Origin of the sequence: Streptomyces sp. NBC_00005 (genome assembly GCF_045160215.1) — a bacterium.
Classification (GTDB): Bacteria; Actinomycetota; Actinomycetes; order Streptomycetales; family Streptomycetaceae; genus Streptomyces.
On the sequence record NZ_CP108316.1, the window covers coordinates 5,524,519 to 5,550,820 of the forward strand.

Genomic DNA, 26,302 nt, shown 5'->3' on the forward strand with positions numbered 1-26,302 from the left:
GATGCGACAAGTGGGGAGACGGTGAACGGGATCACATCACTTATTCATCAGAGGCAAGTTGCCTGATTTGCGGTGAACTTCGGGGCTCGGAGGGTTTTGACGGTGCGTAGTCTGTGCGCCATGCACACCACCGGGAGCCAAGTGACGCGAGGGGGCGTCACGGTCCTCGGTGCGGTACGGGTGAATGAGGCATCGACCACATCCGTACTTCGGGGGGACCGGAAACCAGCCGCCGTTTCCAGGCGCGCAAAGGTGCGCCTGCCCGAGGAGTAGTCGTTCGATGAGCGAGCACCGTCGCAAACCGCCGCAGCCGCAGGGAGGCGGACGTGCCGCGGCCCGACGCGGCCAGTCCGGCTCGGCCTCCGGCCGCCGTGCGGCACCGCGAGGCGCCACCGGGTCTCCGGCCGATTACGGGCTGGGACAGGGGGCGATTGACGAGGAACGGCAGTACGGCGGCCGCGCCGAAGCCCGCCGCGCGGCACAGAGAAACGCAGGAGGCCGCCGCAGAGCGGCCGAACCCGGCCGCGCGGGTGGACGCGGTGGACCCGGCGGCCCGAACGGGCCGGGGCGGGGCAGAGGGCGCACGGCGCCTCCCGGCAGGAAGCGGATCATCGACTATCCGCGCGCGGACAAGTACGGCGCCGCGCGCTGGTTGCCGTCGTGGAAGCTGGTGACCGGACTCTTCATCGCGTTCTTCGGCAGCATGGTGGCCGTCGCAGGCATCGCCTACGCCATGGTGGGTGTACCGGACCTCGCGAAGACCGCGAAGGCGCAGAACAACGTCTTCTACTGGTCCAACAACACCGAGATGGTCGCCACGGGTGGCGAGACGAACCGCCAGATCGTCAACCTCTCGCAGATCCCCAAGAACATGCAGTACGCCGTCATCTCGCAGGAGAACAAGACTTTCGAGACCGACAGCGGCATCGACCCGAAGGGCATCGCCCGCGCCGTCTTCAACATGGCCAGGGGCGGTGAGACCCAGGGTGGTTCCACCATCACGCAGCAGTACGTGAAGAACGCGATGCTGGACGACCAGTCGCAGACCGTCTCGCGCAAGTTCAAGGAGATCTTCGTCTCGATCAAGGTGGGCGCCACCAAGTCGAAGGACGAGATCATGGCCGGCTACCTGAACTCCGCGTACTACGGCCGAGGGGCCTACGGAATCCAGGCGGCCGCGCGGGCGTACTTCAACGAGGACGCTGTCGACCTGAACGCGGGGCAGTGTGCCTTCCTGGCGGCGATGCTCAAGGGCGCCACCTACTACGACCCGGCGGGTGCGACGTCCCTCGACCAGTCCGCCACGCCCCAGGCCAACCAGCGGCGGGCCCTGGTGCAGATGCAGAACACCCTGGACAAGATGGTCGAGTACGGCCATCTGAGCGCCACGGAACGAGCCAAGTTCACCAAACTTCCTGCATCGCAGAACCCGCGCGCGAACAACGAGCTGAGCGGCCAGGTGGGCTACCTCGTCGACCTGGCGAAGGCGTATCTGATCAGCAACAAGGTCCTTACCGCCGATCAGCTGCAGCAGGGCGGCTACTCGATCTATACGACCTTCGACAAGACGAAGGTCAAGGAGCTCGAGGCCTCCGTCAAGAACGTCCAGAAGAAGAACATCAAGCCCAAGCAACGCCCGAAGACGGACACGCACGTCCAGTTCGGCGGCGCTTCCGTGGATCCGAGAAGCGGCGCCATCAAGGCCATCTACGGCGGTGAGGACGCGACCAAGCACTTCACCAACAACGCCGATGTGACCGGTGCCCAGGTCGGTTCTACCTTCAAGCCGTTCGTGCTCGCGGCGGCGATGAAGTGGGGTGTGCGGGACAAGAGCCTCGGCCCGGAGCAGGCGCAGGACGAGCGCACCCAGGTCTCCCCGAAGAGCTTGTACAGCGGTAAGAACAAGCTCAAGATCGAGGACTACGACAAGACGATCTGGAAGAACGAGAAGGGCGAGGAGTGGCTGCAGACCAACGACGGTAACGAGTCGTACGGCAGTCCGCCCAAGTACCAGATCGACCTCCGCGAGGCGATGAGGGAGTCGGTGAACTCCGCCTACGTGCAGCTCGGCATGGACGTCGGGCTGGACAAGGTCAAGGAGGCGGCCATTGACGCCGGCCTCAAGGAGAACAGCCTGGCCGGTACCAATTACCCGTCCTTCTCCATCGGTATCTCAGACCCCAGCGCGATCCGCATGGCGGGGGCGTACGCCACCTTCGCGTCCAGCGGCCAGCGGCGTGATCCGTTCTCCGTCTCGAAGGTCACGAGCAAGGACGGCACGCTCTTCACGCATGCGGACAAGCCCGTGGAGGCGTTCACGCCGAAGGTCGCCGACAACGTCACCGACGTGCTGAGGACGGTGGTCGAGAAGGGTACGGGTACCAACGCCCAGCTGCCTGGCCGTGAGGTGGCCGGCAAGACCGGTACCACCGACGGCAACAAGTCCGCCTGGTTCGTGGGCTACACCCCGCAGCTGTCCACGTCGATCACGATGTTCCGGTACGACGACGACGAGACCAAGAAGAACCGCACCTTCCTGGAGATGTACGGAACCGGTGGCCAGGAGAAGATCCACGGTGCTTCGTTCCCGTCCGAGATCTGGCACGACTACATGGAAGAGGCGCTGAAGGGTCAGGAGGCGCTGAAGTTCAACACCCCGGAGCCCATCGGTGAGGTCGTCAACGATGTGCCGACCCCGACGCCTACTCCGACGCCCAGCGAGACGCTGACGAGTCCGACGCCGACGCCGACGCCGAGCGAGACATTGACGAGTCCGACGCCCTCGACGAGTGAGTCCTGCAAGTTCAGCTGGCAGTGCACGGACACCGGCGGTACAGACACCGGCGGCACGGACGGGGGCGTGACCTCGACACCGACGGCCACGGAGTCGAGCGGAAACAGCAGAGGCAATGGCAACGGAGGCATCTTCGGAGGCCCGACCGGTTAGCTGTCAAAACGCCCGGCACGGGTGTTTCACGTGAAACATGTCGATGTTTCACGTGAAACGGGGGCCGCCGCACCTGAGTGGTTGTGGCGGCCCCCGTCGTATTCCTAGACACGTACGGCAGGATGTGCGGCATGCCCAGCGCAGAATCGACGCAAGCGAGCGTGCACGAACCGGACCCGGTGCGGCCGACCAAGGACGACGAGGTCGCCGCGTCCGGCAGCGAGCTGATCGGCGGCCCCGTAGGGCGGCGCGCCCTGCTCGGGACGTCCTGGTGGACTCCCGTCCGGGTCGTCGCGCTCGTGGCGATCGGCATGTTCGCCCTCGGACTGATCCAGAAGGCGCCCTGCTACAACGGCGCCTGGTTCTTCGGCGCCAGTTCCCAGTACACGAAGGCGTGCTACTCGGACATCCCGCACCTCTATCAGGGGCGCGGTTTCGCCGACGGGCTTGTGCCGTACTTCGACAAGCTCTCCGGTGACATGCCGTACCTCGAATACCCGGTACTGACCGGCGTGTTCATGGAGGTGGCCGCCTGGCTCACGCCGGGCAGCGGCAGCATCCAGGACCAGGAGCAGTGGTACTGGATGGTCAACGCCGGGATGCTGATGGCGTGCGCGGCCGTCATCGCGGTCTGTGTGACCCGTACGCACGCCCGGCGCCCCTGGGACGGACTGCTGGTCGCCCTGGCGCCCGCCTTCGCGCTGACCGCCACCATCAACTGGGACCTGCTGGCGGTCGCTCTGACGGCCGCGGCGATGCTGATGTGGGCCCGGGGCCGCTCACTTGCCTTCGGAGTCCTTCTGGGGCTTGCCACGGCCGCCAAGCTCTACCCCGTCTTCCTACTCGGCCCGCTGCTCCTGCTGTGCTGGCGTGCGGGGAAATGGCGGGACTTCGGAAAAGCTCTGGGAGGAACGGCCGTCGCCTGGTTCGCCGTGAACCTGCCGGTGATGCTCTTCGCCTGGGACGGCTGGTCGCAGTTCTACAAGTTCAGCCACGACCGGGGCGTGGACTTCGGGTCCTTCTGGCTGATCATGGCCCAGCACTCGACCGACCCGCTCAGCACCGACACCGTCAACAACCTGGCCACGGCGCTGGTGGTCCTGTGCTGTGTGGGCATTGCGGTGCTGACGATGACCGCTCCGCGCCGCCCGCGCTTCGCCCAGCTCGCTTTCCTGATCGTCGCGGCGTTCATCATCACCAACAAGGTCTACTCGCCGCAGTACGTCCTGTGGCTGGTCCCGCTCGCCGTGCTGGCCCGGCCGAAGTGGCGGGACTTCCTGATCTGGCAGGCGTGCGAGGTCGCGTACTTCCTGGGTATCTGGCTGTACCTCGCGTACACGACCAGCGGGGACGCTCACAAGGGTCTGCCGCAGGTCGGCTATCAGTGGGTCATCGGCGTGCACGTGGTGGGGACTCTGTACCTGTGCGCCGTGGTCGTCCGCGACATCCTCATGCCGGAGCGGGATCCGGTGCGCCGAGCCGGCGACGACGACCCGTCAGGGGGTGTGCTGGACGGCGCGGAGGACGTCTTCGCCCTCGGCGCGGCGGCCCATCCGCCGCGGCACGCGGCCTACTTCGACGGGCCGCAGGTGGAGTGGGGCAGTCGTGGAACGCCATCCTCCACGGACCGTTCGCTCTGAGCGAACAGATTGCGGGCGACCGTGGACGACCCGCGTAGCCCCAGATCGACTCATGCGAAAGGCCGTACACGGGAGAGTCCGTGTACGGCCTTTCGGTCGTCTGTCGCCTCGCTCAGCGGTCGACGATGCGATCGAACTGCGTGGTGGTGTGCCGCAGATGGGCCACCAGCTCCTCGCCCACCTTCGGTTCGGGTGCGTCCGTCGGCACGAACAGGATGGAGACCTGCATGTGGGGCGGCTCCGCGAACCAGCGCTGCTTGCCGCCCCAGACGAACGGAGAAAGGTTCCGGTTCACCGTGGCGAGGCCGGCCCGGGCGACGCCCTTGGCGCGCGGCATGACGCCGTGCAGCGCCTTCGGGGCCTCCAGACCCACTCCGTGCGACGTACCGCCCGCCACGACCACCAGGAAGCCGTCCGAGGCCGCCTTCTGCTGGCGGTAGCCAAAGCGGTCGCCCTTGGCGACGCGCGTGACGTCCAGGACCGCCCCGCGGTACTCGGTGGCCTCGTGGTCCCCCAGCCACAGCCGCGTGCCGATGCGGGCGCGGAAACGGGTCTGCGGGAACTGCTGCTGCAGCCGGTGGAGTTCGTCGGCCTTCAGGTGGCTGACGAACATCGTGTGCAGCGGCAGCCGGGCCGCGCGCAGGTGGTCCATCCAGCCGATGACCTCCTCGACGGCGTCCGAGCCGTCCGTGCGGTCCAGCGGCAGGTGGATGGCGAAGCCCTCCAGGCGGACGTTCTCTATGGCGGCGTGCAGCTGCGGCAGGTCCTGGGCGCTGATGCCGTGCCGCTTCATCGAGGACATCACCTCGATGACCACGCGGGCGCCCACCAGGCCGTACACGCCGTCCACCGACGACACGGAGCGGATGACCCGGTCGGGCAGCGGGACGGGCTCCTCGCCGCGCCGGTACGGCGTCAGCACCAGCAGGTCACCGCCGAAGAAGTCCTTGATCCGCGCGGCCTCGTACGTCGTGCCGACGGCCAGGATGTCGGACCCCAGACGGGTGGCCTCCTCCGCCAGCCGCTCGTGCCCGAAGCCGTAGCCGTTGCCCTTGCAGACCGGGACGAGCCCCGGGAACTGCTCCTGCACGTGCTTGTGATGCGCCCGCCAGCGCGCGGTGTCGACGTAGAGCGTGAGCGCCATGGCCGGACCTGGAACCTTTCTCGTGGCTGCGGTGTATCAGAGATATGGAAGCGTTCGGAGCTATCGAAGCAAACGGCCGGGGCCGACGGGGCTCAGCGGCGCGACATGTAGATGTCGAGCGCCTTGTGGAGCAGCTTGTTGAGCGGGAAGTCCCATTCGCCGAGGTACTCGGCGGCCTGCCCGCCGGTGCCCACCTTGAACTGGATCAGGCCGAAGAGGTGATCGGTCTCGTCCAGCGAGTCGGAGATGCCGCGCAGGTCGTAGACGGTCGCGCCGAGCGCGTAGGCGTCGCGCAGCATCCGCCACTGCATCGCGTTCGAGGGCCGGACCTCACGGCCGATGTTGTCGGAGGCGCCGTAGGAGTACCAGACGTGCCCGCCGACGATCAGCATGGTCGCCGCCGACAGATTCACGCCGTTGTGCCGGGCGAAGTACAGCCGCATGCGGTTGGGGTCCTCGGTGTTGAGGGCCGTCCACATGCGCTGGAAGTACGACAGCGGGCGGGGCCGGAAGTGGTCGCGCACAGCCGTGATCTCGTACAGCCGCTGCCATTCATCGAGGTCCTGGTAGCCGCCCTGGACGACCTCGACACCGGCCTTCTCGGCCTTCTTGATGTTGCGGCGCCACAGCTGGTTGAAGTTCTTATGGACCTCTTCAAGGGACCGGTTGGCCAGCGGTACCTGGTAGACGTAGCGCGGCTGGACGTCGCCAAAACCCGCGCCGCCGTCCTCGCCCTGCTGCCAGCCCATGCGGCGCAGCTTGTCGGCCACCTCGAAGGCGCGCGGCTCGATGAAGTCGGCCTCGATGTCGCGCAGGCGCTTCACGTCCGGGTTCTGGATGCCCGCCTTGATGGAGGTGGCCTCCCAGCGCCGGATGATCACCGGCGGGCCCATCTTCACCGAGAAGGCGCCCTGTTGCTTGAGGTGCGCGAGCATCGGTTCCAGCCACTCGGTCAGATTGGGCGCGAACCAGTTGATGACCGGGCCCTCGGGCAAATAGGCCAAGTAGCGCTTGATCTTGGGCAGTTGACGGTAGAGGACGAGGCCCGCACCGACGATCTCGCCAGTGCGTTCGTCGAACCAACCGAGGCTCTCGGAGCGCCATTCCGCCTTGACGTCGGCCCAGGCCGGAACCTGCATGTGGCTCGCCGAGGGCAGGCTCTGGATGTATGCCAGATGCTGCTCACGGCTGATCGTCCTCAGGGTCAGGCTCATTCGGGGCGCTCCTCGGGCTGGTGTGTCCCCATGGGTACAGGGGCTCCGGCTCTCGCGCCGAAGCCTACTGCGCCTGACGAGCGCCCCGACTGGGCATATGGAACCTGCACCCCGGCCTGTCGGCCGCCGAGGCGTTCCGTCGTGCTTTGTCTGGAGTTCGGAGGACGGTGTCCCTGGCGTCAGCCGATGACCCCACCGAAAAGGCCGCCGTGCGCCATGCCGAGGAAGAAGCCGACCGCCGAGGCGCCGAGACCCAGGATGAGTCCGAAGCGCTCGCGGGTGGTCTCCGAGATCCACTGGCCGTACGCACCGGTGGCGATGCCCATCAGGCCCGCCCAGGAGCTGAGCAGGTGCAGGTTGTCGAAGAAGCCCGTCACGAACGCCACCACGCCCAGCACCAGGGTCACCGCGAGCAGTGTGTCCTGGATGGGGTGGGGTTTTCCGTCCGTGGCGAAAAGGCCTCCGACGGTGTTGGGTCGCAATGCCTGTGCCATGGGGCACCTCCTGCGGAAGACGGCGCATCGTAGCGCCATGCACACCCGATGTGTACAGATTGACTGTCCAGGCGGCCGGATTTCAACCGGAAGCGGGTGTGCGGGTACTCTGTACCCTCCGCACCGGTGTCTGCCCAGGCAGCGCCAGGGAACCGCCCAGGCCAGACCGGGGACGTCGCTCGTCGACCCCCGATTGTCAGTGGCGGCCGATACCGTTGCATACGCATCACAACCCTCCTGCCACGGAACGACCGTGGCCGTTGAGTCCAAAGGAGGTGGGTTCCACATGCGTCACTACGAGGTGATGGTCATCCTCGACCCCGATCTGGAGGAGCGCGCTGTCGCCCCCCTGATCGAGAACTTCCTCTCCGTCGTCCGTGAGGGCAACGGGAAGGTCGAGAAGGTCGACACCTGGGGCCGTCGTCGTCTCTCGTACGAGATCAAGAAGAAGCCCGAGGGCATCTACTCGGTCATCGATCTGCAGGCTGAGCCCGCGATCGTCAAGGAGCTCGACCGCCAGATGAACCTGAACGAGTCGGTCCTCCGGACCAAGGTCCTCCGCCCCGAGACCCACTGAGCCTGTCGGCTCAGTTGATCCCGGGATTCGAGTAGCAGCACCCAAAGCAGCCAGCAGCAAACCCGCCGAGAGGTTCCCCATGGCAGGCGAGACCGTCATCACGGTCGTCGGCAATCTTGTCGACGACCCCGAGCTGCGCTTCACCCCTTCCGGTGCGGCGGTCGCGAAGTTCCGTGTCGCGTCCACCCCCCGCACCTTCGACCGCCAGACGAACGAGTGGAAGGACGGCGAAAGCCTCTTCCTGACCTGCTCGGTCTGGCGTCAGGCGGCGGAGAACGTCGCCGAGTCGCTCCAGCGAGGCATGCGCGTCATCGTGCAGGGCCGGCTGAAGCAGCGGTCCTACGAGGACCGTGAGGGCGTCAAGCGCACGGTCTACGAACTGGACGTCGAGGAAGTCGGCGCCAGCCTGCGCAATGCCACGGCCAAGGTCACCAAGACCGCCGGCCGCGGTGGGCAGGGTCAGGGCGGTTACAGCGGCGGTGGCGGCGGCCAGGGTGGCAGCGGCTGGGGTGGAAACTCCGGCGGCGGCCAGCCGGGCGGCGGCGGCGCTCCCGCCGACGACCCGTGGGCGACCGGCGCTCCTGCCGGTGGCAACCAGGGCGGCGGCGGTGGCGGCGGCTGGGGTGGAAACTCCGGCGGCGGCCAGCAGGGCGGCGGCTACTCGGACGAGCCCCCCTTCTAGGCCTTCGGGCCGAGGGTGGGTCGTACCCACACTTCTTGATCACACAGGAGATACACCATGGCGAAGCCGCCTGTGCGCAAGCCGAAGAAGAAGGTCTGCGCTTTCTGCAAGGACAAGGTCCAGTACGTGGACTACAAGGACACGAACATGCTGCGGAAGTTCATTTCCGACCGCGGCAAGATCCGTGCCCGCCGCGTGACCGGCAACTGCACGCAGCACCAGCGTGACGTCGCCACGGCCGTCAAGAACAGCCGTGAGATGGCGCTGCTGCCCTACACGTCCACCGCGCGATAAGGGAAGGGTGACCGAGACATGAAGATCATCCTCACCCACGAGGTCTCCGGCCTCGGTGCCGCGGGCGACGTCGTCGACGTCAAGGACGGTTACGCTCGCAACTACCTGATCCCGCGGAAGTTCGCTATCCGCTGGACCAAGGGTGGCGAGAAGGACGTCGAGCAGATTCGTCGCGCTCGCAAGATCCACGAGATCCAGACCATCGAGCAGGCCAACGCTGTGAAGGCCCAGCTCGAGGGTGTCAGGGTCCGTCTGGCCGTCCGCTCCGGCGACGCCGGTCGTCTCTTCGGTTCCGTCACCCCGGCCGACATCGCTTCCGCGATCAAGGCTTCCGGTGGCCCCGAGGTCGACAAGCGCCGCATCGAGCTGGGCGCGCCGATCAAGACGCTGGGCGCTCACGAGACGTCCGTGCGTCTGCACGCCGATGTTGCCGCCAAGGTCAACATCGAGGTCGTCGCGGCCTGATCGCTGCGCTCGGCTTGAACGGCTGAGAGAAGGGGCGGCACTCATCGCGGGTGCGGCCCCTTCTTCGTGCTCCCCCTCGGTACGGAACCGCGCATGTTTCACGTGAAACGCCAGTTTCACGTGAAACAGTCAGCGGGTGGCGCCCGTGACGATCCAGCGGCCTGAACGGGTCCGCAGCCAAAGGGTCTGCATGCGCACCGCCATCATCAGTGTCATCGCTCCCCAGAGCGCCGCGAGGCCGCCGCCGAGTGCCGGGACGAGCAACGCCAGCGGGGCGAAGACAGCCAGAGTGACCACCATGGCCCAGGCAAGATACGGCCCGTCCCCTGCTCCCATCAGGACGCCGTCCAGGACGAAGACGACGCCGCAGATCGGCTGGGAGAGAGCCACCACGAGAAGGGCGGGCAACGCGGCGTCCTTCACCACGGTGTCGCTGGTGAACAAAGGCAGGAACACCGGGCGGGCGATCACCACCAGCACGCCGAGCACGACGCCCACTGCGATTCCCCACTGCACCATGCGACGGCAGGCGTCGCGGGCGCCCTGGGTGTCCTCGGCGCCGAGGTAGCGCCCGATGATGGCCTGACCTGCGATGGCGATGGCGTCGAGGGCGAAGGCGAGCAGGCTCCACAGGGACAGGATGATCTGGTGTGCCGCGATGTCGGCGTCGCCGAGGCGGGCGGCGACGGCTGTGGCGATCATCAGGATCGCTCGCAGCGAGAGAGTGCGGACCAGGAGGGGCACGCCGGCTTGTGCGGAGGCACGGATACCCGCTGCGTCGGGACGCAGCGAGGTGCCGTGTCGGCGAGCCCCGCGGACGACCACGGTGAGGTAGACGACTGCCATGCCGCACTGCGCGATGACGGTGCCCCAGGCGGAGCCTGCGATGCCGAGGTCGGCGCCGTAGACGAGGCCCGCGTTGAGGGCGGCGTTGGCGACGAAGCCCGCGACGGCAACATAGAGCGGAGTCTTGGTGTCCTGCAAGCCGCGCAGGACACCGGTCGAGGCGAGCACGACGAGCATGGCCGGGATGCCGAGGGCCGAGATGCGCAGATAGGTGATCGCGTAGGGGGCTGCGGTGTCCGACGCGCCGAAGAGTTCCACAATGGTCGGCGCCGTCGGCAGCACGGCGGCGATGACGGCGGCGCCGAGCAGCAGTGCCAGCCAGATGCCGTCCATGCCCTGGCGGATGGCGGCCTGGAGGTCTCCGGCGCCGACCCGTCGGGCGACGGCCGCCGTAGTGGCGTAGGCCAGGAAGACGAAGATGCTGACTGCTGTCGTGAGGAGCGCCGAGGCGACGCCGAGTCCGGCGAGTTGTGCGGTGCCGAGATGGCCGACGATCGCGCTGTCGGCCATGACGAAGAGAGGCTCGGCTACGAGTGCGCCGAAGGCCGGCACGGCCAGCGCGACGATCTCTCGATCGTGCAGTCGCCGAGCGGCCTTGGAGGTCGCGGGAGCCTGTGTCATGAGCACCAATCTAATCGTCCACAGGTAAGAGATGCAAAGCTTTTATGACCCTTACTTCCCGTCTGGTTGCCTGCTCTTTCGTGCGCCGTTCGAAGCGATCTTGGTCCGAGTGGGGAAGTTTTTCTTCTGCACAGCCGGTGGACGGGAAAAGAGCAGGTCAGGGTAGGTTCAGTGGAAGAGGTGCGCGCTTGTTCACAGGGCTGTCCACCGTCTCGTGCACAGGTTTTGCGGAGTTCTCCACAGCATCCGGGCCGTCGTCCACATGGCCTGTGGATAACCAGATTGGCTGACGGTGCCGACAGGCCTACCGTGGTCCGGCGCCCGCTCCGTTTGTCGGCAAGGGAAAGCAGCATAAAGCCGACGCGCAGTAACCGGAGTTGGGCCTCTCATTTGTCAGTGCCGTGCCGTAGAAAAGAAGGCATGGCTAGGTCCGCTCGGCGGCGGACGGGAGGAGGTGGCTCGGTGAGCATTTCCGAGCCCTTGGACGACCCGTGGGCCGACAGCGGTCCAAGTGATCGTCTGCCTGCCTCCCGCCGGCGCGGTGACGGGGGCCGGGGCCGAGACGACCAGCACGACCGCGGCCGGGAGAACGGCGAATGGGACGGCGGGGGCACGTCCTTCGAGCGCGTGCCGCCCCAGGACCTCGATGCCGAACAGTCCGTCCTCGGCGGCATGCTCCTGTCCAAGGACGCCATCGCGGACGTCGTGGAGATCCTCAAGGGCCACGACTTCTACAAGCCCGCGCACGAGACGATCTTCCAGGCGATCCTCGACGTCTACGCCAAGGGCGAGCCGGCCGACCCCATCACGATCGCCGCCGAGCTCACCAAGCGCGGTGAGATCAACAAGGTCGGCGGCGCATCGTATCTGCACACCCTCGTCCAGACCGTGCCGACGGCGGCCAACGCCGAGTACTACGCGGAGATCGTGCACGAGCGCGCGGTCCTGCGCCGCCTGGTCGAGGCCGGCACCCGCATCACCCAGATGGGATACGCGGCCGACGACGACGTCGACGAGATCGTCAACCGCGCCCAGGCCGAGATCTACGCGGTCACCGAGCAGCGCACCAGCGAGGACTACCTCCCGCTCGGCGACATCATGGAGGGCGCGCTCGACGAGATCGAGGCGATCGGCTCGCGCTCCGGCGAGATGACCGGTGTGCCCACGGGCTTCACCGACTTCGACTCGCTCACCAACGGCCTGCACCCGGGCCAGATGATCGTCATCGCCGCTCGTCCCGCGATGGGTAAGTCCACGCTCGCGCTGGACTTCGCCCGGGCCGCCTCGATCAAGCACAACCTTCCGAGCGTCATCTTCTCCCTCGAGATGGGGCGCAACGAGATCGCGATGCGCCTGCTGTCCGCCGAGGCCCGCGTGGCCCTGCACCACATGCGGTCCGGCACGATGACCGACGAGGACTGGACGCGCCTGGCCCGCCGGATGCCGGACGTCTCGGCCGCCCCGCTGTTCATCGACGACTCTCCCAACCTGTCGATGATGGAGATCCGCGCCAAGTGCCGCCGCCTCAAGCAGCGCAACGACATCAGACTGGTCGTCATCGACTACCTCCAGCTGATGCAGTCAGGCGGCTCCAAGCGTGCCGAGAACCGCCAGCAGGAGGTCTCGGACATGTCCCGTAACCTCAAGCTCCTGGCCAAGGAACTGGAAGTGCCGGTCATCGCGCTGTCCCAGCTGAACCGTGGTCCCGAGCAGCGCACGGACAAGAAGCCGATGGTCTCCGACCTGCGTGAATCCGGCTCGATCGAGCAGGACGCCGACATGGTCATCCTGCTGCACCGCGAGGACGCGTACGAGAAGGAGTCGCCGCGCGCGGGCGAGGCCGACCTGATCGTGGCCAAGCACCGAAACGGTCCGACGGCGACGATCACGGTCGCCTTCCAGGGCCACTACTCGCGGTTCGTGGACATGGCGCAGACCTGATCAGCCCGATTCCCGGCCCGGGACAAATGAACTCGACGGTCGAGCGTCCCGCGGGATGGACTGGGGGCATGACGACACCTCAGCAAGAGTTGCTCCCCGGTACGCGGCGGGCACTGCTGCACCGCATTGCCGTGGCCCAGGCCGAAGGGCGTGCGCCGTCGCTGGTCGCGGCGGTCGTAAGGGGAGGGCGGACCGTGTGGCACGGTGCGCGGACCTCGGTGGACGGGCACGGTCCGGACGAGAACGTCCAGTACCGCATTGGCTCGATCACCAAGACCTTCACCGCTGTACTCGTGCTGCGACTGCGTGACGAGGGCGCCCTCGACCTCGGTGACCCGCTGGAGAAACACCTGCCGGGAACCGGCGCGGGGGAGGCGACCGTCGCCGACCTCCTCGCCCACACGAGCGGGTTGGCGGCGGAGTCGCCCGCGCCCTGGTGGGAGCGCACCCCGGGGTCCCTGCGCCCCGAACTCGCCGATGTCCTGGGCGAGCAGCCTCTCCGGCATCCGGTCGGCCGCCGCTTCCACTACTCCAACCCCGGTTATACCTTGCTGGGCGCGCTCGTCGAGAAGCTGCGTGGGGCACCGTGGGAGGAGGTACTTCGGCGTGAAGTGCTCGAACCTCTGGGCCTCGACCGCACGAGTGCTCACCCGCAGGCGCCCCACGCGGGTGGCTGGGCCGTCCACCCGTGGGCCGACGTCCTGCTGCCCGAGCCCGTCGAGGACCTCGGACAGATGGCCTCTGCCGGTCAACTCTGGTCCACCACAGGTGACTTGGCACGTTTCGCCGTCTTCCTGGCACAGGGCGACGACCGAGTGCTGAGCACGGAGACCGTGAGAGAGATGCGGACGCCCGCAGCGCCGGCCGAAGCCGCGGACCTCGTGGACGGCGTCACCTACGGCCTGGGGCTGCAGATCCAGCACCGGGACGGCCGCCTGCTCGTCGGGCACTCCGGGTCGCTGCCGGGCTTTCTGGCGAACCTCACCATCGGTGTCGAGGACGACGTCGCGGCAGTGGTATTGGCCAACTGCACGTCCGGTCCTCTGGTGGCCACCGTCGGGGCCGATCTCGTGCGGATTGTCGCCGAGGCCGAGCCACGCATTCCCGATCCATGGCGGCCGCTGCCCGAAGTCGACGCGCCCGTACTGGAGTTGGCCGGACCGTGGTACTGGGGAACATACGCATTCACCCTGCGGCTCGCGCCCGACGGAGGTGTTTCGCTGGGGCCGCTGTCCGGCAGCGGCCGCCGCTCGCGCTTCCGGGCGTATGGCGACGGGACCTGGACCGGACTGGAGGGCTACTACGCCGGAGAGCTCCTGAGAGCCGTACGACGCCCGGATGGGACCGTCAGACATCTGGACCTCGGGTCGTTCGTGTTCACGCGTCAGCCGTACGACGAGGAGGCTTCTGTGCCGGGCGGGGTGGACCCGGACGGGTGGCGGGGGATCGGTTAGTCGTCGGCGCCAGGCAGGGCTCCTGTTTCACGTGAAACATGGCGCTTTCCTTCGAGGCCTCACAGGTGGAGCTTGAAACCCACGTGTGAGGCCGTGAAGCCGAGCCGCTCGTAGAAGCGGTGGGCGTCGGTGCGGGTGTTGTCGGAGGTCAGCTGGACCAACTGGCAGTCCTGGCGCCGGGATTCGTCGACCGCCCACTCGATGAGGTGCGTGCCCAGGCCTCCGCCGCGCTCATCGGCGTGGACGCGGACACCCTCGATGATCGATCTGGTGGTACCGCGGCGCGACAGGCCGGGGATGATTGTGAGCTGAAGCGTGCCGACGATACGGCCCCCACGCACCGCGACGACCAGATGCTGGTTCGGGTCGGACGCAAGGCGCTCCAGCGCGGTCAGGTACGGCGTCAGATCGTCCGGTGACTCGCGCTGGGCGCCCAAGGAGTCGTCGGCGAGCATCGCCACGATCGCGGCCACGTCGTCCGCCGTGGCGGGCCGTATTTCAAGATCTCCCATGACTGCACCCTACGTACAGGCGCCCCCGGCGACAGGGCTCAGCCCGCCGCCACCGTCAGCGGAGCGAATCGCCTGGTCCAGTCGCCGGGCAGTTCAGGGATCCCGTACGTCATGACCGCGTTGAAGGCGACAGACGCCAGCCCTCGCTCCTTCGCCCACGTCAGCAGCTCTTCGTGCCGTACGTCGATGTCGGTGCGCAGGGGGCGATCGGTGTGGGCGGCGAGAGAGGCGATGAGCGCCTTTGCCGTCTCCGTGTCCCGGGCGATCAGCGGGCCCACGACATGGGTGTCCATGTTGGGCCAGGCCGCCGCGTAGCCGATGAGCCGGCCGTTCTCCTCGGCGACGCGCAGGCGGTCGGCGAAGGCGGGCAGCCGCGTGATGACGGGCGTGCGGTCGGCGCCGAACACCTCCTCGTCGAGCCGGAGGATCGCGGTGAGGTCTTCGGCGGTGGCCGCACGCGTGACCACTTCGGGCTCCGGTCCGCGGGGAGTGAAGTGCCCGCACAGCATGTCGGCCCGGCCGGTGACCTTGAAGCCGAGTTCCTCATAGAGCGGGCGACCGTATGGGGTCGAGTGCAGCGTCAGCGGCGTGGTGCCCATCGCCGAGACGACGTGGCGCATCAGGTGGCGGCCGATGCCCTGACGGACGTGCCGTTCGGCGACCAGCACCATGCCGATGGCCCCGAGAGCGGGGTGGTCCTGCGGCCCGTATTCGGTGACGACACAGGCGCTGACGAGGCCGCCGTCGGGGTCGTCGATGCCGTATCCCTTCCCGGCAGTGAGGAGGAGGCCCCACTTGTGCTCCTCGCGTGGCCACCCCCGGTCCTCGGACAAGTCGGCGCAGGCGGTGAGATCGCGAAGCGTCAGCCGGCGAATGGGAAGAGACTGGAGGGAAGGAGTCGGCACGCAGGTCAGGCTGTCCGACGGGTGCCCTCGCCGTCCACCTGTTTCCGGTGAGAAGGAGGAGCTTTTGGCCATGTCGTGGCCAAGTGCACAGCACGCCGACAGCAGTTGGGTGTTTCACGTGAAACATGGGCGAACACCGAGCATCGGGTGGTCCCACTCCGGGAGTCGGTCACCTGTCCACTAGCGTCAGGCCCCATGGCGAGACTTCACCTCTTCGACCTCGACGGCACGCTGCTGCAGGGGACATCGGCCCCTGTGGAGATCTCACGGCAGCTGGGGCTGGAAGCCGAGACAGTGGCGCTCGATCAGGCGGTCTCGGCGGGGCTCATCGGCCCGCCGGATTATGCGGCGCAGGTGTATGAGCTCTGGGCGGATCTCACCGAGGCGCATGTCCTGGCGGCCTTCGAAGGTGCCCCATGGCTTGAGCGCATCCGCGAGGTCTGGGCGGAGATCCGGCAGGCGGGCGACTACTGCGCCGTCGTATCGCTCTCGCCCTCCTTCTTCGTCGAGCGGCTTACTGAGTGGGGCGCGCATGCGGCGTTCGGGTCCCGATTTCCCGCCGTGCCGTTCACCGAGCCAGTGGATCCGGCCGGAGTTCTCAGTGCCGCGGCCAAGGTCGAGATCGCGGACCGGTTGTGCGCGGAGTTCGGGGTGGCGCGGGCCGACTGCATTGCCTATGGCGACTCAATGTCGGACATGGATCTGTTCGGTGTGGTGCCGATCTCCGTCGCAGTCAATGCGGACCGCCATCTGTCCGGTCTCGCGACGCACACGTACATGGGCAGGGATCTGTGGGAAGCCTATGAATTGGTGCGTCACGCCCGGTAATTGAAGGAATTCATAGTTCGCCCCATCTCCCATTCGTGAGGGAGGTAGGGGGGACTTGTGATCGGAGCGGCGGCCGGTATGGTCGACTCCGGTTCGTGTCCGGGGCGTGGCGTACGCATCCCGCGCGGGCCGAGGGCAGGGCGACGCAGCCTAACGGGACGGAGAGATCGAAGACCCGCATTTGCGGTAATGCGGCCGGGCTTCCGTGCGCGATGGGATGCTGCGGTGAGAGCACTGCGGCCAATGTCACACTCTCGCCTTACTTGTCCGTATGGAACGTGAATCCAGGTTGACTGTGTCCGCATTGGCCGCGGCATGAAACGGGGCGAGCAAGCCGTCTGCGGGGGAAAGCAGGCACCTTCCGACCGAGGGAAGTGCGCAGACCGACCGAAAGATGTTCGAGGCGAGGCACACCATGGACGCTCCGACCACCACATCGGCCGACAACGGCACTTCCGGCGGAGGGGGCGGCGGCTGGTTCACGCCGCGCAACCAGCCGCCGACGACTCCGGACAACGAGCGGGAAGCGGCCGAGGGCAGCCGCCTCGCCGCGATGCGCCCGATGGGCAGGACCACGACGGACACGGACAGGGATCGGCCTGCGGAGGACGCCGCACAGGCCGCGCCGCCCGCCCAGCCCACCCCAAGGCCCGAACCCGCCGCCACGCCTGCTGCTGTACAGCCCCATGCAGCAGAGCGCATAGCCCCCGAGGCGCTCCGCGCCGACCCGCGCCTGCCCTCCCAGCGATCCATCTCGCCCGCAACGCCGCCACAGCAGCAGCCCCGGGCCCAAGTCCAGGCCGAGAGTGCGTCACCGGATGCCCTTCTCATCCGTCGGACCATGGCCGAGGTGGCACCGATCGCCGACAAGGTCACCTCGTACTTCTACGCGCTGCTCTTCGTCCGCCATCCCGACCTGCGGTCACTGTTCCCGGCCGCGATGGACACCCAGCGGGACCGGCTGCTCAAAGCCCTCCTCACGGCGGCCGAGCACATCGACAACACCGAGGTCCTCGTCGCCTATCTGCAGAACCTCGGCCGCGGTCACCGCAAGTACGGCACCAGGGCCGAGCACTACCCGGCCGTCGGCGAGTGCCTCATCGGCGCGCTGAGCAAGTACGCCTCCGGCATCTGGGACGCGGAGATGGAGGCGGCCTGGATCCGGGCGTACACGACGATCTCGCAGGTCATGATCGACGCCGCGGCCGCGGACGAACTGCGCGCCCCGGCCTGGTGGTACGCCGAGGTCGTCGCGCACGATCTCCGGACCCCGGACGTGGCGGTCGTGACGGTCCGCCCCGACCAGCCCTACCCCTTCCTCGCCGGGCAGTACACGAGCCTGGAGACGCCGTGGTGGCCGCGGATCTGGCGGCACTACTCCTTCGCGTCGGCAGCCCGCTCCGACGGGCTGCTGACCTTCCACGTGAAGGCCGTCCCCGCGGGCTGGGTCTCGAACGCCCTGGTGCACCGCGCCCGCCCCGGCGACATCATCCGCCTGGGCCCGCCGGCCGGTTCGATGACCGTCGACCACACCAGCGACAGCGGACTGCTGTGCCTGGGTGGAGGCACCGGCATAGCGCCCATCAAGGCGCTGGTCGAGGACGTCGCCGAGCACGGCGAACGGCGCACGGTCGAGGTGTTCTACGGCGCCCGCACCGACCTCGACCTGTACGACATCGACACGATGCTCAGACTGCAGCAGTCCCACCCCTGGCTCTCGGTCCGCGCGATCATCGACCAGCAGGCGCATCTCCAGCTCCCGGACGCCATACGCGAGTACGGGCCGTGGCACGAGTTCGACGCCTATCTCTCGGGCCCGCCCGGCATGATCCGCAGCGGTGTGAACGCTCTGCGGAACATCGGCATCCCGTCGGAACGAATACGGCACGACTCGGTGGAGGAGCTCGTCGCCATCGGAGACTGAGCCGACGCCGGGTATCAGCCCAGGTCCGGGGCGTGCATGGCGCGTACGCCCTCGATGTTCCCGTCCAGGTAGTGCCGCAGGGACAGCGGTACGAGATGGACGGAGGCGATCCCGACGCGGGTGAACGGCACCCGCACGATCTCGTACTCGCCGGCGGGCTCGTCGATCTCGGGGCCGTGTCGCAGGGACGTGTCCATGGACTCCAGGTGGCAGACGAAGAAGTGCTGCACCTTCACGCCGGTCGCACCGCCGTCCTCGCCGATGTGCTCCACGGTGTCCACGAAGCAGGGCACCACATCGGTGATCTTGGCGCCGAGTTCCTCATACACCTCGCGATGCAGGGCGTGGACGACGGTCGTGTCCCCGGGCTCGACTCCGCCACCGGGAGTGACCCAGTAGGGATCGACACCCGGCTTGGTGCGCTTGATCAGGATCAGGTTGTCGCCATCCAGCAGAACGGCACGAGCGGTGCGCTTGACCACGGGTCGGACGGTCATGGGAGAAATGTGGCCCGGTTGGTTCCACGTGAAACATCGCGGGACGTCACCGGTCGAGCTCGCGTTGTGACCGCCGGAAAAGCGCTGGTCAGCACCAGTCGGCCGCCGCCCGCAGCAGCCACTCGTGAGCACGCGCGATGTGCGGCATCGCGAGTGTGCCGGTGCGGACCACCAGGAAGTACGTCCGCAGCGGGGGCACCGCCGGGTCGTGCAGGGCGACGACCTCACCGCGCTGCAGAGCGGCCCCGCACAGATATCGGGGCAGCACCGCGAGCCCCGCGCCCGCGACGGCGCAGGCCAGCACCGCGCGCAGGTCCGGAACGATGACGGTGCCCGGAGCGGCAGGGCGGGAGTCGAAGACGGAAGCCCAGTAGCGGGAGACGAAAGGCAGCGACTCGTGCACCTCGATCACTGGGACGTCCTCCAGGGCGGGCGCTCCCTTGCGATCCGGCTTCCCGGGGCCGATCTTCTCGGCCCGGCCAGAAGCGGCGACGAGTACGTGTTCCTCGTCGCACAGCGGAGTCGCCGTGAGCAGGGCGCCGCGCGGACGGGCCGTAGTGATGGCCAGATCGTGATGCCCGGCCGCCAGCCCCTCCAGAGCTTCCTCGGCGTTTCCGAAGGAGGCGCGCAGCGCGAAGCCCTGGCCGTCCTCGCCGGTCAGCTCCGTGAGGGCGGGCAGCGCCCGCTCGGCGGTGAACTCGGGGGGACCGGCCAGATGCAGCGTGCGTAAGGAGGACTCGTCGTCGAGACCGGTCTCGGTGATCTCCACCAGGGCGTCCAGATGCGGAGCGGCCTTGTGTGCGAGCTCGTCCCCGATGGTCGTCGGGGTCACTCCGCGGGCCTGCCGCAGGAACAGGGGGCGGCCCAACTGCCGCTCCAGCGTGCGGATCTGTGAGGTCACAGCCGGCTGCGACAGACCGAGCAGGGCGGCGGCGCGGGTGAAGGAGCCGGCCCGGTGCACGGTCACGAAAGTGCGCAGCAAGGCCAGATCCATGGTTTGCCCTCCCCAGTTCCCTGCCCTTCTCCCGGCCCCCAGGCAGGGCCCAACTATAAATAAGTCGATAGGTCTCTGTCGCTACTGTGATTGGACACTGACACAGAGTCAACTAGCCTTGGTCGCGCGGTTCTTCGCGCGCAGAACCGAGGACGGTCCGAGCCACGAGGGGGGAGGCTCGGACCGTCCGTTGTGCGTAGCCGGGCATCGACCCGGCGCCCGTAATCCGTTCACTGAAGCGGTCATTCCGCCGACGCGTCCAGCGCGCGGAGCACATCCGTCACCAGGTCCTCGGGATCCTCGGCACCGACCGAGAAGCGAACGAAGCCCTCCGGCACCGCGTCCCCGCCCCAGCGCCCCCGCCGCTCGGCCGTGGACCGCACCCCGCCGAAGCTCGTCGCGTCGTCCACGAGCCGCAGGGCATCGAGAAAACGATCGGCACGTGTGCGCGTGGGCAGCGTGAAGGACACCACGCACCCGTAGCGGCGCATCTGCTGCGAGGCGATCTTGTGCGAGGGATCTTCGGGCAGCCCCGGGTAGCGCAGGCCGGTCACCTCGGGCCGCTCCCGCAGCGCCTGGGCGACGGTGAGGGCCGTCGCGCACTGCCGGTCGACGCGCAGCTGGAGCGTGGCGATCGAACGGTGCGCGAGCCAGGCCTCCATGGGCCCCGGAATCGCGCCGACGATCTTGCGCCAGCGTCGTACGGCGGCCATGGCCTCGGCGTCGCGGCCGACGACGTAGCCGAGCAGGACGTCCCCGTGGCCGCTGAGCTGCTTGGTGCCGCTGGCCACGGCGAAGTCGGCGCCGAGCTCCAGCGGGCGCTGCCCCAGAGGCGTGGCGAGCGTGTTGTCGACAGCGACGAGCGCGCCACGCGCGTGTGCCGCCTCAGCGAGGCGTCGGACGTCGCACACGTCGAGCCCGGGGTTGGACGGCGTCTCGAGCCACAACAGCTTGGCGCCGTCGAGGACGTCGAGCTGGGCGTCCCCGGCGGTCGGCGCCGTGCGCACCTCGATGCCGTACGCCTCCAGCTGTGCGCGCACCAGGGGCAGCGCCTGGTAGCCGTCGTCGGGCAGTACGGCCGTGTCTCCGGCGCACAGCTGGGAGAACAGCACGGACGAGATGGCGGCCATGCCGGAGGCGAACGTGAGCGTCTCGACGCCGTTCTGCCCGGGTGCCTCCAGCTCGCCGATGGCGCGCTCCAGCAGCGTCCAGGTGGGGTTCTCGTCGCGACCGTAGGCGTACGGGCCACTGACATCGCCCGGCAGGTGGAAATGGGCGGCGAACACCGGCCCGGGCAGGGTCGGTTCGTTCTTGACCGCCTCGGGCAGTCCGGCCCGTACCGCGCGCGTGCCGTCACCGTCGCCCGACGGCGTGCCCGTAGCGGAACCTGTCATGCCGCTCGCCCCTCCACCTGCTCGCGTACCGCGGCGAGGAGGCCCTCGCTCGCCGCCTCCACCATCTCAAGGCACTCCTCGAAGCCGTCCAGGCCCCCGTAGTACGGGTCGGGTACGTCGAGGTCGTCGCTCGCCGCGGGGTCGTAGGAACGAAGCAGCCGCACCTTGGCCGCGTCCTCCTGGGTGGGTGCGAGGCGGCGCAGAGCGCTTAGGTGGCCGGTGTCGAGGGCGATGACGAGGTCGAGGCGGGAGAACCACGACGGCTGGAACTGGCGGGCCGTGTGGCCGCCGTCGTAGCCGCTCGTCTCCAGGACGGACACGGTGCGCGGGTCGGCGCCGTCGCCCTCGTGCCAGCCGCCGGTGCCGGCGCTGTCGACCTCGACCAGGCCGTCGAGCCCGGCGTCCGCGATGCGGGCGCGGAAGACGGACTCGGCCATCGGGGAGCGGCAGATGTTGCCCGTGCAGACGAAGCAGACGCGGTAGCTCATCGCGAGCTCAGTCGTTGTCGGGCAGGACGACGTGGAGCGCCCAGGACACGATCGAGATGATCAGACCGCCCAGGACCGCGGTCCAGAAGCCCTCGACGTGGAAACTCAGGTCGAACTTGTCGGCCAGCCACGAAGTGAGCATCAGCATCAGCGCGTTGACCATCAGGGTGATCAGACCCAGCGTCAGGATGAACAGCGGGAAGGTCAGCACCTTCACGATCGGCTTGACCAGGAAGTTCACCAGGCCGAATATCAGCGCGACGACAATCAGGGTGCCGGCCTTCTTGCCCGTGCTGTCACCGGTCAGGGTGATCTTGTCGAGCAGCCATACGGCGACCGCCAGGGCACCCGCGTTGGCGATCGTCTTGACTACGAAATTCTTCATGTGTCTGATCGTGGCAGACGAGATCGGTCACGAGCAGCGGGACGAGGACGGCAACTGCGATGAAGGCATTCCGGCTGGACGAACTGGAGGCGGAACGCGCCGCCAACGAGGGTGCCTACCTGCAGTTTCTGCGAGAGCGGCACATGTCGGTCGGTCTGTATGCGCTCAATTCCGGCGAACATGATCCACAGAAGCCACACAACCAGGACGAGGTCTACTTCGTCGTGAGCGGCCGCGCCTCGATCACCGTCGGCCTGGAGACCACGGAGGTCGCGCGCGGCAGCGTGGTGTACGTCCCGGCCGGTGTCGCCCACAAGTTCCACCACATCAGCGAGGATCTGCGGGTGCTCGTGGTGTTCTCTCCGCCGGAAAGCTGACCTGCCGTCTCGGGGTTCCCTAGGGGATCAGTCAGGGGAGGACAAGGGGTGCGAGGCCCCCGCCGGGGCCCCTGCCGGCCCTAGCATCGAGTGCAGGACATCAATGGGCCCCTGCACAGCAGTCGGGCGGAGAGGTAAGGACGAGGGCAATGGGAGAGATCTTCAGCGGACTGCCGTGGTGGGTCAAGTGGATCGCGGTGCCTGTCATCGCCCTGGTCGTGTTCGGCGGACTGATAGCCAGCGTGGTCGGCTTCGTCATCGGGCTGCTCTTCAAGGCGCTGGTCTTCGTGGCGCTGGTCGGCGGACTGATCTACGTCGTACGGAAGTTCACCTCGAGCTCCTCCTCGCGTAGCGACTGGTGAGGACCCCTGGCACCGGTGATCGGTAACAGGTATCACCGGTTCCCTCGCGCGAGGGAAGTTTTCCGGACGTGCCGCCTCATAGCGGCAATCGGCGATTAGAGTCCGGAATTCGACGCGGGGACGACCCCGCGAGCGGCGTACACCCCCTCCCGTGTTCCCCACAGCACGGGCTGCCCCCTCGCGCTTCGGGAGTGACCCTTGGCCACGGTAGACACCGCACTCACCACCCCCCACGCACCCCCCGCTCCGACCCCCGGGCGCCGCATCAGGCCCCCGGAACAGCCGGGCCCCTCGACGCAGGAGCGCGCGACGGCACCACCTGGACCGTCGCGCCGGACGGCACCTCCGGTGCAGCCGTCCCTCGTGCCGCCTTCCGCGCCGTCGCAGTCCGCGACCCTCATCGGATCCGTCCAGCGTGCGATGCGCCTGCTGGAATGCGTCGCCGAGCACCAGCACGGAGCTCCCGCCAAGCAACTGGCCCGCGAGACGGGCCTGGCGCTCCCGACGGCGTACCACCTGCTGCGCACCCTGGTCCACGAGGGCTATCTCTGCCGGGACAAGGGCCTGTTCTTCCTCGGTGACGCGGCCGTACGACTGGGCAGCAGCGGAGCCCAGCAGAAACGTCGCAGCATGGTCGTCGACGCGCTCGCCCGCTGGCGGGACGCGATCGGTGTGCCCGTGTACTACGCCGTGTACCGCGACGGCGAGATCGAGATCATGTGCGTCTCCGACACCCCGGGCAATCCGGCGGTCGAGGAGTGGGCCGACTTCCGCGAGACCGCGCACGCGCATGCGATCGGTCAGTGCCTGCTCTCCCAGCTCGACGACGACGCCCGCCGCGACCATCTCGACCGCTACCCCGTGCAGTCGATCACCCCGTACACCGTGCGTGACAACCACACCCTGCTCCGGCGGCTCGAGCGGATGCGGCGGATGGAGCCGGTGACGGAGCGGCAGGAGTACGCGCTGGGGACGGTCTGCGCGGCGATTCCGATCACAGTGGGTACGACGGCCGCGACGATGGCCATCTCTCTGCCTGCTCATCAGGCCGAGCGTCTGGCGTCCGCGGCCCAGCAGCTGCAGAGCGAAATCGGGCGACTGCTGGGGTCACTCGCGCTCTCTATCAGTATCTGAAAACTCACTCCTTGTGATCTGCCGTGTACTTTCAGCAAGATGCCACCAGTGTCAGGGGATCATTCCCAGCCAGTCGGCTTCACACGACGGGGTAGGCGATGCGCGAGTCCGTACAGGCAGAGGTCATGATGAGCTTTCTCGTGTCCGAGGAGCTTTCCTTCCGCATCCCGGTGGAGCTGCGTTACGAGACGTGTGATCCCTATGCGGTACGGCTGACCTTCCACCTGCCCGGTGACACACCGGTGACCTGGGCGTTCGGTCGCGAGCTGCTCATCGACGGGGTGGGACGGCCGTGCGGCGAGGGCGATGTGCGCGTGGCGCCCGCCGAACCGGACTCGTTGGCCGAGGTCCTGATCCGGCTTCAGGTCGGCCGCGACCAGGCGCTGTTCCGTTCGTCGACGGCGCCGCTCATCGCCTTCCTCGACCGCACCGACAAGCTGGTGCCGCTCGGCCAGGAGTGCTCCCGCGGCGACTTCGACGCCCACCTCGACGAGGCGCTGGACCGCATCCTGGCGGAGGAGCAGAGCGCGGGCTGAAGCGGGCGGCCGGGAGCGGCGGAACGCTTCTGCGTGGGGCGTGGAGGGTGCGGTGACGCCTCCCGACGGGCAGGCGGGGACAGGACCCTGAGACTGCCCGGAGGTTCTGTTCGCTCGTGCCGGAGGAGCCGCTCGCCTCAACGCTTGCGGCGGCGCCCCCGGCCCGTGCGCGCCGGAGCAGGTGCTGCGCCCACCGTCGCTGTCGCCATCGCCGGTTCCGGTCCCGGACGGTCGGCCGCGACCACCAGCGCCGCGAGCAGCGTCGTGACCGGTACCGAGGCGACCAGGCCGATCGAGCCCACCAGCGTGCGCACGATCTCCTCCGCCACCAGCTCGCTGTTGGCGACCGTCCCCACACCGCTCTGCGCGATGGAGAAGAGCAACAGCAAGGGCAGCGCGGCGCCCGCGTAGGCGAGGACGAGCGTGTTGACGACGGACGCGATGTGGTCGCGGCCGATGCGGATGCCCGCCCGGTACAGCCCCCGCCAGCCCATCGACGGATTGGCCTCGTGCAGCTCCCAGACCGCCGACGTCTGGGTGACCGTCACGTCGTCGAGGACACCGAGCGAACCGATGATGACGCCCGCGAGCAGCAGACCGCTCATGTCGATCGACGGGTACAGGCCGTGGATCAGGCCGGTGTTGTCGTCCGTGTTGCCGGTCAGTGCGGCCCAGCCGATGAACTCGGAGCCGAGCAGCCCGATCAGCACGAGCGACAGCAGTGTGCCCAGCACCGCCACGGACGTACGGGCCGACAGGCCGTGGCACATGTAGAGGGCGATCAGCATGATGGCACTCGACCCGATCACCGCCACGAGCAGCGGGTTCGAGCCCTGCAGGATCGCGGGCAGGATGAAGAAGGTCAGCACCATGAAACTGACGGCCAGAGCGACCAGCGCCATGAGGCCGCGCAGCCGGCCCACCACCACGACGGCGAGCGCGAAGATGCCGGCCAGCAGCGCCATCGGCAACCTGCGGTTCACATCGGCGACCGAGTACTGCAGGTCCTTGGGCGCCGAGGGCTCGTAGGCGGCCACGACCTTCTCACCCTCGTGCAACTGCCGCGACTGGTCCGGCTGCACGATCTCCGTGAACGTACGGCCCTTGTCCTTGCCCGTGTCGACGCGGATCGTCGCCTTCTTGCAGGTGCCCTTCGCCTGCTGCTCGGCGGAGGAGCCCTCGGATGTGGAGGTGTCGCCCGTCGGGGTCTCGCCCGAGGCGTTCACCGACTTGCAGCTCACGCTCACGACCTTGGTGACCGTCGCCTGCTGGGTCTGCCGGTCGAATCCCACGCCGGTGCGCTGGTGCGGCGGGGCACCACCGGGCCACAGCACCACGAGCCCGACCACCACGGCCGCGGTGAATGGGATGAGGATCGCCGCGATGACCTTGCGCAGGTGCTTGGAGACAGGGGCTGCCGGACCGTGGCTGTGCGAGTGACCGTGCCCGCCACCGGAACCGGGGTCGTGCCCATGTCCGCCACCGGCTCCAGGCCCGTGATCATGTCCGCCGTCGGCCCCCGGCGCATGGTTGTGCCCGGCACGGGGCCCAGGGCCGTTGCCGTTTCCGGAGCCGTGCCCGTAGGGCGGCTCCGGGGGTGGGTACGGGGGCTGATGTGTCGTGGTCACCGCCCGATCATCGCAAGAA

Annotated in this window: 26 protein-coding genes; 14 read left to right on the plus strand and 12 right to left on the minus strand. The window is 68.1% G+C overall.

Annotation, left to right across the window (positions count from 1 at the left end; all coding sequences use genetic code 11):
* Nucleotides 1-280: 280 nt before the first annotated feature.
* Together OG303_RS25355 and OG303_RS25360 are read left to right on the plus strand one after the other, a co-directional pair.
* Entirely contained in the window at nt 281-2,947 is a 2,667-nt protein-coding gene (locus tag OG303_RS25355) for a transglycosylase domain-containing protein (protein ID WP_405871119.1), read from the plus strand.
* A 131-nt stretch (nt 2,948-3,078) separates the two neighbouring features.
* On the plus strand, nt 3,079-4,587 hold the full coding sequence (locus OG303_RS25360; protein ID WP_405871121.1) for a glycosyltransferase family 87 protein: 1,509 nt from the start codon (nt 3,079-3,081) through the stop codon (nt 4,585-4,587).
* Between the two features lie 112 nt (nt 4,588-4,699).
* Here OG303_RS25360 and OG303_RS25365 read toward each other — a convergent pair whose 3' ends face one another.
* From OG303_RS25365 to OG303_RS25375, 3 genes are all read right to left on the minus strand, one after another.
* Nucleotides 4,700-5,731 (minus strand): alanine racemase, encoded by a 1,032-nt coding sequence (locus OG303_RS25365; protein ID WP_405871122.1) that lies wholly within the window; start codon nt 5,729-5,731, stop codon nt 4,700-4,702.
* A 92-nt stretch (nt 5,732-5,823) separates the two neighbouring features.
* Nucleotides 5,824-6,945 carry a peptidoglycan bridge formation glycyltransferase FemX gene (femX, locus tag OG303_RS25370; RefSeq protein ID WP_405871123.1) on the minus strand — a complete coding sequence of 374 codons (1,122 nt, stop codon included), beginning with the start codon at nt 6,943-6,945 and terminating at the stop codon, nt 5,824-5,826.
* Between the two features lie 179 nt (nt 6,946-7,124).
* The gene (locus tag OG303_RS25375) at nt 7,125-7,439 is read right to left on the minus strand and encodes a hypothetical protein (RefSeq protein ID WP_405871124.1); all 315 of its coding nucleotides are present in this window, start codon (nt 7,437-7,439) and stop codon (nt 7,125-7,127) included.
* 286 nt (nt 7,440-7,725) lie between these two features.
* On the opposite strand from OG303_RS25375, the gene rpsF reads away from it, so the two are divergent.
* The 4 genes from rpsF to rplI all read left to right on the plus strand — a co-directional run bounded on the left by rpsF (nt 7,726) and on the right by rplI (nt 9,457).
* Complete coding sequence (gene rpsF, locus OG303_RS25380) at nt 7,726-8,016, plus strand: 30S ribosomal protein S6 (protein WP_010353482.1); 291 nt, start codon at nt 7,726-7,728, stop codon at nt 8,014-8,016.
* Nucleotides 8,017-8,095: 79 nt separating this feature from the next.
* The gene (locus tag OG303_RS25385) at nt 8,096-8,698 is read left to right on the plus strand and encodes a single-stranded DNA-binding protein (protein ID WP_405871125.1); all 603 of its coding nucleotides are present in this window, start codon (nt 8,096-8,098) and stop codon (nt 8,696-8,698) included.
* 57 nt (nt 8,699-8,755) lie between these two features.
* Nucleotides 8,756-8,992 carry a 30S ribosomal protein S18 gene (gene rpsR / locus OG303_RS25390; RefSeq protein WP_006381652.1) on the plus strand — a complete coding sequence of 79 codons (237 nt, stop codon included), beginning with the start codon at nt 8,756-8,758 and terminating at the stop codon, nt 8,990-8,992.
* 18 nt (nt 8,993-9,010) lie between these two features.
* The gene (rplI, locus tag OG303_RS25395) at nt 9,011-9,457 is read left to right on the plus strand and encodes a 50S ribosomal protein L9 (RefSeq protein WP_405871126.1); all 447 of its coding nucleotides are present in this window, start codon (nt 9,011-9,013) and stop codon (nt 9,455-9,457) included.
* 129 nt (nt 9,458-9,586) lie between these two features.
* Here the strand turns inward: rplI and OG303_RS25400 are convergent, their stop codons facing one another.
* Nucleotides 9,587-10,933, minus strand: a complete 1,347-nt coding sequence (locus OG303_RS25400) for an MATE family efflux transporter (RefSeq protein WP_405871128.1) — start codon at nt 10,931-10,933, stop codon at nt 9,587-9,589.
* A 453-nt stretch (nt 10,934-11,386) separates the two neighbouring features.
* Between OG303_RS25400 and dnaB the strand changes: the two genes are divergently transcribed.
* Both dnaB and OG303_RS25410 read left to right on the plus strand, forming a co-directional pair.
* Nucleotides 11,387-12,865 carry a replicative DNA helicase gene (dnaB, locus tag OG303_RS25405; protein ID WP_405871130.1) on the plus strand — a complete coding sequence of 493 codons (1,479 nt, stop codon included), beginning with the start codon at nt 11,387-11,389 and terminating at the stop codon, nt 12,863-12,865.
* 68 nt (nt 12,866-12,933) lie between these two features.
* Nucleotides 12,934-14,319, plus strand: coding sequence for a serine hydrolase domain-containing protein (locus OG303_RS25410; protein ID WP_405871131.1), 1,386 nt, complete (start codon nt 12,934-12,936; stop codon nt 14,317-14,319).
* 59 nt (nt 14,320-14,378) lie between these two features.
* On the opposite strand, the gene OG303_RS25415 is transcribed toward OG303_RS25410, so the two are convergent.
* Together OG303_RS25415 and OG303_RS25420 are read right to left on the minus strand one after the other, a co-directional pair.
* Nucleotides 14,379-14,831: a GNAT family N-acetyltransferase gene (locus tag OG303_RS25415; RefSeq protein WP_405871132.1), complete on the minus strand. Its 453-nt coding sequence runs from the start codon at nt 14,829-14,831 to the stop codon at nt 14,379-14,381.
* Nucleotides 14,832-14,869: 38 nt separating this feature from the next.
* Nucleotides 14,870-15,736, minus strand: a complete 867-nt coding sequence (locus OG303_RS25420) for a GNAT family N-acetyltransferase (RefSeq protein WP_405871133.1) — start codon at nt 15,734-15,736, stop codon at nt 14,870-14,872.
* Between the two features lie 195 nt (nt 15,737-15,931).
* On the opposite strand from OG303_RS25420, the gene OG303_RS25425 reads away from it, so the two are divergent.
* Both OG303_RS25425 and OG303_RS25430 read left to right on the plus strand, forming a co-directional pair.
* Nucleotides 15,932-16,564, plus strand: coding sequence for an HAD family hydrolase (locus OG303_RS25425; protein ID WP_405871134.1), 633 nt, complete (start codon nt 15,932-15,934; stop codon nt 16,562-16,564).
* A gap of 415 nt (nt 16,565-16,979) precedes the next feature.
* Nucleotides 16,980-18,488: a globin domain-containing protein gene (locus OG303_RS25430; RefSeq protein ID WP_405871136.1), complete on the plus strand. Its 1,509-nt coding sequence runs from the start codon at nt 16,980-16,982 to the stop codon at nt 18,486-18,488.
* A 14-nt stretch (nt 18,489-18,502) separates the two neighbouring features.
* Here the strand turns inward: OG303_RS25430 and OG303_RS25435 are convergent, their stop codons facing one another.
* From OG303_RS25435 to OG303_RS25455, 5 genes are all read right to left on the minus strand, one after another.
* Entirely contained in the window at nt 18,503-18,985 is a 483-nt protein-coding gene (locus OG303_RS25435) for an NUDIX domain-containing protein (protein ID WP_405871138.1), read from the minus strand.
* A gap of 88 nt (nt 18,986-19,073) precedes the next feature.
* Nucleotides 19,074-19,979 carry a LysR family transcriptional regulator gene (locus OG303_RS25440; protein ID WP_405871139.1) on the minus strand — a complete coding sequence of 302 codons (906 nt, stop codon included), beginning with the start codon at nt 19,977-19,979 and terminating at the stop codon, nt 19,074-19,076.
* 242 nt (nt 19,980-20,221) lie between these two features.
* Nucleotides 20,222-21,373: a cystathionine gamma-lyase gene (locus tag OG303_RS25445; protein WP_405871141.1), complete on the minus strand. Its 1,152-nt coding sequence runs from the start codon at nt 21,371-21,373 to the stop codon at nt 20,222-20,224.
* Entirely contained in the window at nt 21,370-21,861 is a 492-nt protein-coding gene (locus OG303_RS25450; RefSeq protein ID WP_405871142.1) for a low molecular weight protein-tyrosine-phosphatase, read from the minus strand. Before OG303_RS25450 ends, OG303_RS25445 begins: the two co-directional genes overlap by 4 nt.
* Before the next feature lie 7 nt (nt 21,862-21,868).
* Nucleotides 21,869-22,246 carry a phage holin family protein gene (locus tag OG303_RS25455; protein WP_405871144.1) on the minus strand — a complete coding sequence of 126 codons (378 nt, stop codon included), beginning with the start codon at nt 22,244-22,246 and terminating at the stop codon, nt 21,869-21,871.
* Nucleotides 22,247-22,305: 59 nt separating this feature from the next.
* Between OG303_RS25455 and OG303_RS25460 the strand changes: the two genes are divergently transcribed.
* From OG303_RS25460 to OG303_RS25475, 4 genes are all read left to right on the plus strand, one after another.
* A complete protein-coding gene (locus OG303_RS25460) occupies nt 22,306-22,623 on the plus strand; it encodes a cupin domain-containing protein (protein WP_275779025.1) in 318 nt (105 codons plus the stop codon).
* 149 nt (nt 22,624-22,772) lie between these two features.
* A complete protein-coding gene (locus tag OG303_RS25465) occupies nt 22,773-22,985 on the plus strand; it encodes a DUF5326 family protein (RefSeq protein WP_058924335.1) in 213 nt (70 codons plus the stop codon).
* Between the two features lie 348 nt (nt 22,986-23,333).
* Complete coding sequence (locus OG303_RS25470; RefSeq protein ID WP_405871146.1) at nt 23,334-24,119, plus strand: IclR family transcriptional regulator; 786 nt, start codon at nt 23,334-23,336, stop codon at nt 24,117-24,119.
* Between the two features lie 98 nt (nt 24,120-24,217).
* On the plus strand, nt 24,218-24,655 hold the full coding sequence (locus tag OG303_RS25475) for an SsgA family sporulation/cell division regulator (RefSeq protein WP_405871148.1): 438 nt from the start codon (nt 24,218-24,220) through the stop codon (nt 24,653-24,655).
* A 137-nt stretch (nt 24,656-24,792) separates the two neighbouring features.
* On the opposite strand, the gene OG303_RS25480 is transcribed toward OG303_RS25475, so the two are convergent.
* The gene (locus OG303_RS25480) at nt 24,793-26,283 is read right to left on the minus strand and encodes a YibE/F family protein (protein WP_405871149.1); all 1,491 of its coding nucleotides are present in this window, start codon (nt 26,281-26,283) and stop codon (nt 24,793-24,795) included.
* Between the last annotated feature and the right edge of the window lie 19 nt (nt 26,284-26,302).

Bases quoted from the DNA above. Each gene is read 5' to 3' on its own strand.
- OG303_RS25435 (WP_405871138.1), bottom strand. From the start codon at position 18,985: ATGACCGTCCGACCCGTGGTCAAGCGCACCGCTCGTGCCGTTCTGCTG.
- OG303_RS25430 (WP_405871136.1), top strand. From the start codon at position 16,980: ATGGACGCTCCGACCACCACATCGGCCGACAACGGCACTTCCGGCGGA.
- femX (WP_405871123.1), bottom strand. From the start codon at position 6,945: ATGAGCCTGACCCTGAGGACGATCAGCCGTGAGCAGCATCTGGCATAC.
- OG303_RS25440 (WP_405871139.1), bottom strand. From the start codon at position 19,979: ATGGATCTGGCCTTGCTGCGCACTTTCGTGACCGTGCACCGGGCCGGC.
- OG303_RS25460 (WP_275779025.1), top strand. From the start codon at position 22,306: ATGAAGGCATTCCGGCTGGACGAACTGGAGGCGGAACGCGCCGCCAAC.
- OG303_RS25425 (WP_405871134.1), top strand. From the start codon at position 15,932: ATGGCGAGACTTCACCTCTTCGACCTCGACGGCACGCTGCTGCAGGGG.
- OG303_RS25465 (WP_058924335.1), top strand. From the start codon at position 22,773: ATGGGAGAGATCTTCAGCGGACTGCCGTGGTGGGTCAAGTGGATCGCG.
- rpsF (WP_010353482.1), top strand. From the start codon at position 7,726: ATGCGTCACTACGAGGTGATGGTCATCCTCGACCCCGATCTGGAGGAG.
- rplI (WP_405871126.1), top strand. From the start codon at position 9,011: ATGAAGATCATCCTCACCCACGAGGTCTCCGGCCTCGGTGCCGCGGGC.
- OG303_RS25445 (WP_405871141.1), bottom strand. From the start codon at position 21,373: ATGACAGGTTCCGCTACGGGCACGCCGTCGGGCGACGGTGACGGCACG.
- rpsR (WP_006381652.1), top strand. From the start codon at position 8,756: ATGGCGAAGCCGCCTGTGCGCAAGCCGAAGAAGAAGGTCTGCGCTTTC.
- OG303_RS25365 (WP_405871122.1), bottom strand. From the start codon at position 5,731: ATGGCGCTCACGCTCTACGTCGACACCGCGCGCTGGCGGGCGCATCAC.
- OG303_RS25410 (WP_405871131.1), top strand. From the start codon at position 12,934: ATGACGACACCTCAGCAAGAGTTGCTCCCCGGTACGCGGCGGGCACTG.
- OG303_RS25455 (WP_405871144.1), bottom strand. From the start codon at position 22,246: ATGAAGAATTTCGTAGTCAAGACGATCGCCAACGCGGGTGCCCTGGCG.
- OG303_RS25475 (WP_405871148.1), top strand. From the start codon at position 24,218: ATGCGCGAGTCCGTACAGGCAGAGGTCATGATGAGCTTTCTCGTGTCC.
- OG303_RS25385 (WP_405871125.1), top strand. From the start codon at position 8,096: ATGGCAGGCGAGACCGTCATCACGGTCGTCGGCAATCTTGTCGACGAC.
- OG303_RS25360 (WP_405871121.1), top strand. From the start codon at position 3,079: ATGCCCAGCGCAGAATCGACGCAAGCGAGCGTGCACGAACCGGACCCG.
- OG303_RS25450 (WP_405871142.1), bottom strand. From the start codon at position 21,861: ATGAGCTACCGCGTCTGCTTCGTCTGCACGGGCAACATCTGCCGCTCC.
- OG303_RS25355 (WP_405871119.1), top strand. From the start codon at position 281: ATGAGCGAGCACCGTCGCAAACCGCCGCAGCCGCAGGGAGGCGGACGT.
- OG303_RS25375 (WP_405871124.1), bottom strand. From the start codon at position 7,439: ATGGCACAGGCATTGCGACCCAACACCGTCGGAGGCCTTTTCGCCACG.
- OG303_RS25415 (WP_405871132.1), bottom strand. From the start codon at position 14,831: ATGGGAGATCTTGAAATACGGCCCGCCACGGCGGACGACGTGGCCGCG.